This is a genomic window from Streptomyces sp. NPDC005151, from assembly GCF_053599875.1.
In genome coordinates, this window is sequence record NZ_JBSFYR010000209.1 from 1 (window position 1) to 4,088 (window position 4,088).

At 67.7% G+C, this 4,088-nt stretch carries 4 protein-coding genes and 1 pseudogene; 3 read left to right on the top strand and 2 right to left on the bottom strand.

Annotation, left to right across the window (positions count from 1 at the left end; translation table 11 throughout):
• Positions 1-106 precede the first annotated feature (106 nt).
• The gene (locus tag ACWD6R_RS39980; protein ID WP_451823257.1) at positions 107-943 is read right to left on the bottom strand and encodes a hypothetical protein; all 837 of its coding nucleotides are present in this window, start codon (positions 941-943) and stop codon (positions 107-109) included.
• 47 nt (positions 944-990) lie between these two features.
• Here ACWD6R_RS39980 and ACWD6R_RS39985 point away from each other — a divergent pair, with 47 nt between their 5' ends.
• Entirely contained in the window at positions 991-1,230 is a 240-nt protein-coding gene (locus ACWD6R_RS39985; protein ID WP_451823258.1) for a helix-turn-helix domain-containing protein, read from the top strand.
• 303 nt (positions 1,231-1,533) lie between these two features.
• On the opposite strand, the gene ACWD6R_RS39990 is transcribed toward ACWD6R_RS39985, so the two are convergent.
• Positions 1,534-2,922 (bottom strand): MATE family efflux transporter, encoded by a 1,389-nt coding sequence (locus ACWD6R_RS39990; RefSeq protein ID WP_451823259.1) that lies wholly within the window; start codon positions 2,920-2,922, stop codon positions 1,534-1,536.
• 110 nt (positions 2,923-3,032) lie between these two features.
• Between ACWD6R_RS39990 and ACWD6R_RS39995 the strand changes: the two genes are divergently transcribed.
• Positions 3,033-3,557: a PadR family transcriptional regulator gene (locus ACWD6R_RS39995; RefSeq protein WP_451823260.1), complete on the top strand. Its 525-nt coding sequence runs from the start codon at positions 3,033-3,035 to the stop codon at positions 3,555-3,557.
• An 85-nt stretch (positions 3,558-3,642) separates the two neighbouring features.
• Positions 3,643-4,008, top strand: a pseudogene (locus ACWD6R_RS40000) (transposase); the annotation flags it as partial.
• Between the last annotated feature and the right edge of the window lie 80 nt (positions 4,009-4,088).

Sequence of the window (4,088 nt, forward strand, 5' to 3'; positions counted from 1 at the left end):
TGACGCGAACCCACGGGTCCATCCCCCAGAATCAAGGCAGTGGACCCTCGGGTTCGCGCTGAAGACCCTTCAGTTTCCATGAACTCGCGGGCCTCTGGGGGTGCCGTTAACGAGCGGCGAACCAGGTGACAAGTAACCCGCCAGTAACTTTCAGATCGAAGGTCGGCCCCCTTGCCGGGACGTGGCGAGGGGCCGAGTGGTGTCGCGGGTTCAGGCTGCGGCCGGCTCGGGCTCCGGGTCCTGGGGAACGGGGGCCGGTCATGCCCAGGTCCGCCATGCGGGGCACGAAGGCGACGTCGAGTTCGTCGACCGGGTGGATCAGGCCCCGCTCGCAGGTCTCCGCCAGCCACACCGTGCAGTCGGCGGGGTAGGCGGGGTTGACCCCGATCTCCCCCTTGGGGAGAAACCCGTTGAACGGCGTCGCGATCTGGTGGTGGTTCCAGTAGTTCAAGGCCCGAAGGGCCTTGGCCTGCTCGAAGACGAGGTAGAGCTGCGGATAGCGCTGAAGAATGCGCATCTCGCGGAAGAGTGTCTGCCCCAGCAGGGACAGCGCGGTCCGGGCAAGGCTGTCGAAGTCCTGGTCGCGGAAGGTGAAGGTGGTCGCGTCCTGGCCGGGGTCGAGGGCCAGAGCGGTGAGCAGGTGGGAGAGGCGGTCTCGGGTGTACTGCGCTGCTCCGGGAGCGAGAGAGGGCTCGATGCCGGCGATCAGATCGTGCAGGCGCTGGTGCCCGGGGTGGAAGCGGGACAGGTCGAACAGCTTGTCCATGCCGCTGACCGCGGAGAACGCCAGGCGCTTGTAGAGCTGGTTGTTCATCTCGCCGGCCTCCGCGAACGCCTTCGTCTTTGTGCTGGCGGAGTGGAGCATCAGGTACTCCGACAGCACCTCGAAGTACACGTAGCCCAGGAACGGCAGGCTCCGGACGGCAGCGGCGAGCTGGTCCACGAACGTGCCCGGCGTCGTCCGGCGCGGAGCTCCAGAGAGAGCTGATCGTGGCCAACACGAACGACGGGCTCGCCTCCGCGCGGGCCCGCGGCCGAGTCGGCGGGCGCCGGCCCAAGCTGACTCCGGATCAAGCCGAACTCGCCCAGCAGCTCTACGACGCCCGCGAGAAGACCGTCCAGCAGATCGCCGACATGTTCAACGTCCCCCGCTCCACGGTCTACGGGCACCTCGACCGCGAGAAGTCGGTGCCCCGCCAGCCGAAGAAGACCGCCGCCGCGAAGCCTTGAAAGCTACCGGCGGGTTACTTGTTCCCTGGTGTCCGAGCTAGGACTACAGGGCCGTCTGGCCGGGAAGGGGAACGCCGTCGATCAGCGGTTCGGTTGCGCAGTGAGCGGACGTGGCACACAAGGCGTACACACCAGGAGTGAGGATCACACTGTGAGCCCGACGCACCTTCCTCCCCCTGAGTACTACGCTTCGCTCCCCAGGCATATCGCCGGTGCCGGGGCGATCATCCACGACGCCGCGGGCCGCATCCTTCTGGTCCAGCCGTCCTATCGCACCGACACTTGGGAGATTCCCGGCGTTCATTAGGCAAGTGGGTTGTCGGGTGTGGTGTTGTCGGGTGCCGCGACGGAGATTTTCGGACGACTGCTGACGTGATCGATGGCCTTCGGACGTTCCGCACGCCGGTACATCCGGGCGACGCCTGCGCACTGCAGTGCCATGGAAACCGCCATGGCACTGCAGATGCCGGGCAGTCCTGAACTCGACAGGCTGTACGCAAGCGCCAGTTGAAGCACCACCCCGAACGTGGTGATCCGTGCAAGGGCGGGACTGGCGCCGCTGCCCTCGAACACCCCGCCCAGCGCGATGAAGCAGGCAAGCAGTACCAAGTACGGGCCCAGGCATCGCAGATAGAGGGCTCCGGCCTCGGCCACCTCGCCTTCGCTCCCGAACGCCCGCATGATCCATGGTCCGGTGGCGAGCAGCATCAGCGCGGCGGAGAGCCCGAGTACCCCGGCGAGAAGCAGCGCCTGACGTCCGATGGCCCGCCGTTCGTCGCGTCCGGCGCCGAGCAGGTGGGCGGTGTGGATGGCGGCGCTCTGGCGCACCGAGTAAAAGGCCATGGTCGCGACGTACATCGCCTTGGTTGCGATCCCGTAGGCGGCGACCTCGTTGACGCCGATCCGGGCGACGATGGCGACGAGGGCGAGCGCGCCCGCCATCCGTACGACGAAGTCGGCCGACATGGGCAGCCCGGTCGCAGCCGTCCTGCGGGCATCGGAGCCGAGCGACCTGGGCCGGCTCAGGGGCGCCCTGGCTGCCTGCCGCAGGACGCCGTTGCGGCGCAGGGCCACGAAACCGCAGGCGAGCGCCACTGTCCGGCCCAGCACCGTGGCGATCGCCGCGCCACGGACTCCGAGGCCGAACCCGATGATGAGCAGGGGGTCCAGCACGAGGATCAGTCCGTTCGCGAGCACTGCGAGCCGCATCGGGGCACGGGTGTCGCCCGCGCCCTTGAGGATGCCGTCGACGACGTTGGTCGCGAAAAACACCGCGATTCCTGGCAGCGCGATCGAGAAATAGCCCGTGGCGAGGGACAGCGAGCCGCCTTCATCGCCCCCGAGCACGAGTCGGGCGAGCGGCTCACGACTCAGGTATCCGCTGACAGTGACGACGGGCGTGACGATCACCCACAGCGCCCAGCCGCCGCGCAGGGCGGAGCGCATCGCTGCCGGATCCTTCGCACCTCTGGACCGTGCTACCAGCACCGTCGTGCCCGATCCGGCGACGAGGATGATGCCGAGCAGCAGGTTCTCGACATTGGTGGCGACGGCCACCGCGGCGACAGCCTCCCCGCCGAGCCGCGCCACCCAGACCATGTTGATGATCCCGGCCGTGACGCCCGAGAGAAGTTCGAAGTAGACCGGATACGCCAGCGAGACGAGCTTGCGCCGGTGCCCTACTGCCCCCATCAATGCACCCCCTCTTTTCGCTGTACCTCGAATAGAGGTACAGCGAAAAGAGATAGCATGACCGCACGGGACGGGCAAGCGTCGGACGGGCGCGGGAAGGGGCGCAGCGCATGCTGGAGCTGTCGATTCTGGGATTCCTCTACGAGGAGCCCCTGCACGGATACGAGCTGAAAGCCCGCATTCAAGGCCTCAGCGGCCACATTCGCCCGGTCAGCGACGGTGCGCTCTATCCGGCCATCACCCGACTGGCGAAGGCGGGCTTGGTCGAGCAACGCACCGAGCCCGGAAGCGGAGCCGCACCCCGGCGGATCCTGTCCCTCACCGAGGCGGGGCGCATCGAGCTGCAGGCCCGGCTTCGGTACCCCAAGGAAGTCGAAATCACCGATGGACAGCGCTTCTTCACGCTGCTCTCGTTCCTGCGGCATCTTCCCGACCGGGCGGAGCGGGCCGCCGTTCTCCGCCGTCGGCAGGCCTTTCTCGATACCCCGGCCAGCTTCTTCTACCGCGACGGCAAGCCGGTGCGGGCCGAGGAGGCGCCGGATCTCTTCCGACAGGGCATGTTGCGCATCGCCCGCGCCACCGGCGCCGAGGAGAGGAAGTGGCTGGCCGAGGCGATCGGGAGTCTGGAGGACTGAGAGACGTCCGTTGGACGGTTCCGGTCTCGCTAAGGTCGGGTCTGTACGGTGAACGGTGTAACTCCCGAGCTGGAAGCGGCAGTTGATGACTGACGTGACGAGTGACATCGAGGCCGGGGAGGCCGCCGTGGATGTGGCGAACGCTGTGGACGACGGACTGGTCGCCGAGTTGGTGGCCAGGGCCCAGGCCGACGGGGTGAAACTGACCGGGGAGGGCGGCCTGCTGGCCGAGCTGACCCGTCGGGTCCTGGAGTCCGCTCTGGAGGGTGAGCTCACCGATCACCTGGGCCACGAGCCCGGTGAGCGGGCCGAAGGCGGGCGGGAGAACTACCGCAACGGCCACCGGTCCAAGACGGTGGCCACCGAGGCCGGGCCGGTGCAGATCACGGTGCCACGGGACCGGGCCGGGACGTTTGAGCCGCAGCTGGTCAAGAAGCAAGGCCGGGAAGTTAAGGCTGGTCGGGGCACTGTCCAAGCGCGTGCGGATGTGCGCTGATCTGGGATTACATGCGGAACGGGACCGCTGGTAGA

Coding starts and splice junctions, on each gene's coding strand:
- ACWD6R_RS39990 (WP_451823259.1), bottom strand. CDS start 2,922: ATGGGGGCAGTAGGGCACCGGCGCAAGCTCGTCTCGCTGGCGTATCCG.
- ACWD6R_RS39995 (WP_451823260.1), top strand. CDS start 3,033: ATGCTGGAGCTGTCGATTCTGGGATTCCTCTACGAGGAGCCCCTGCAC.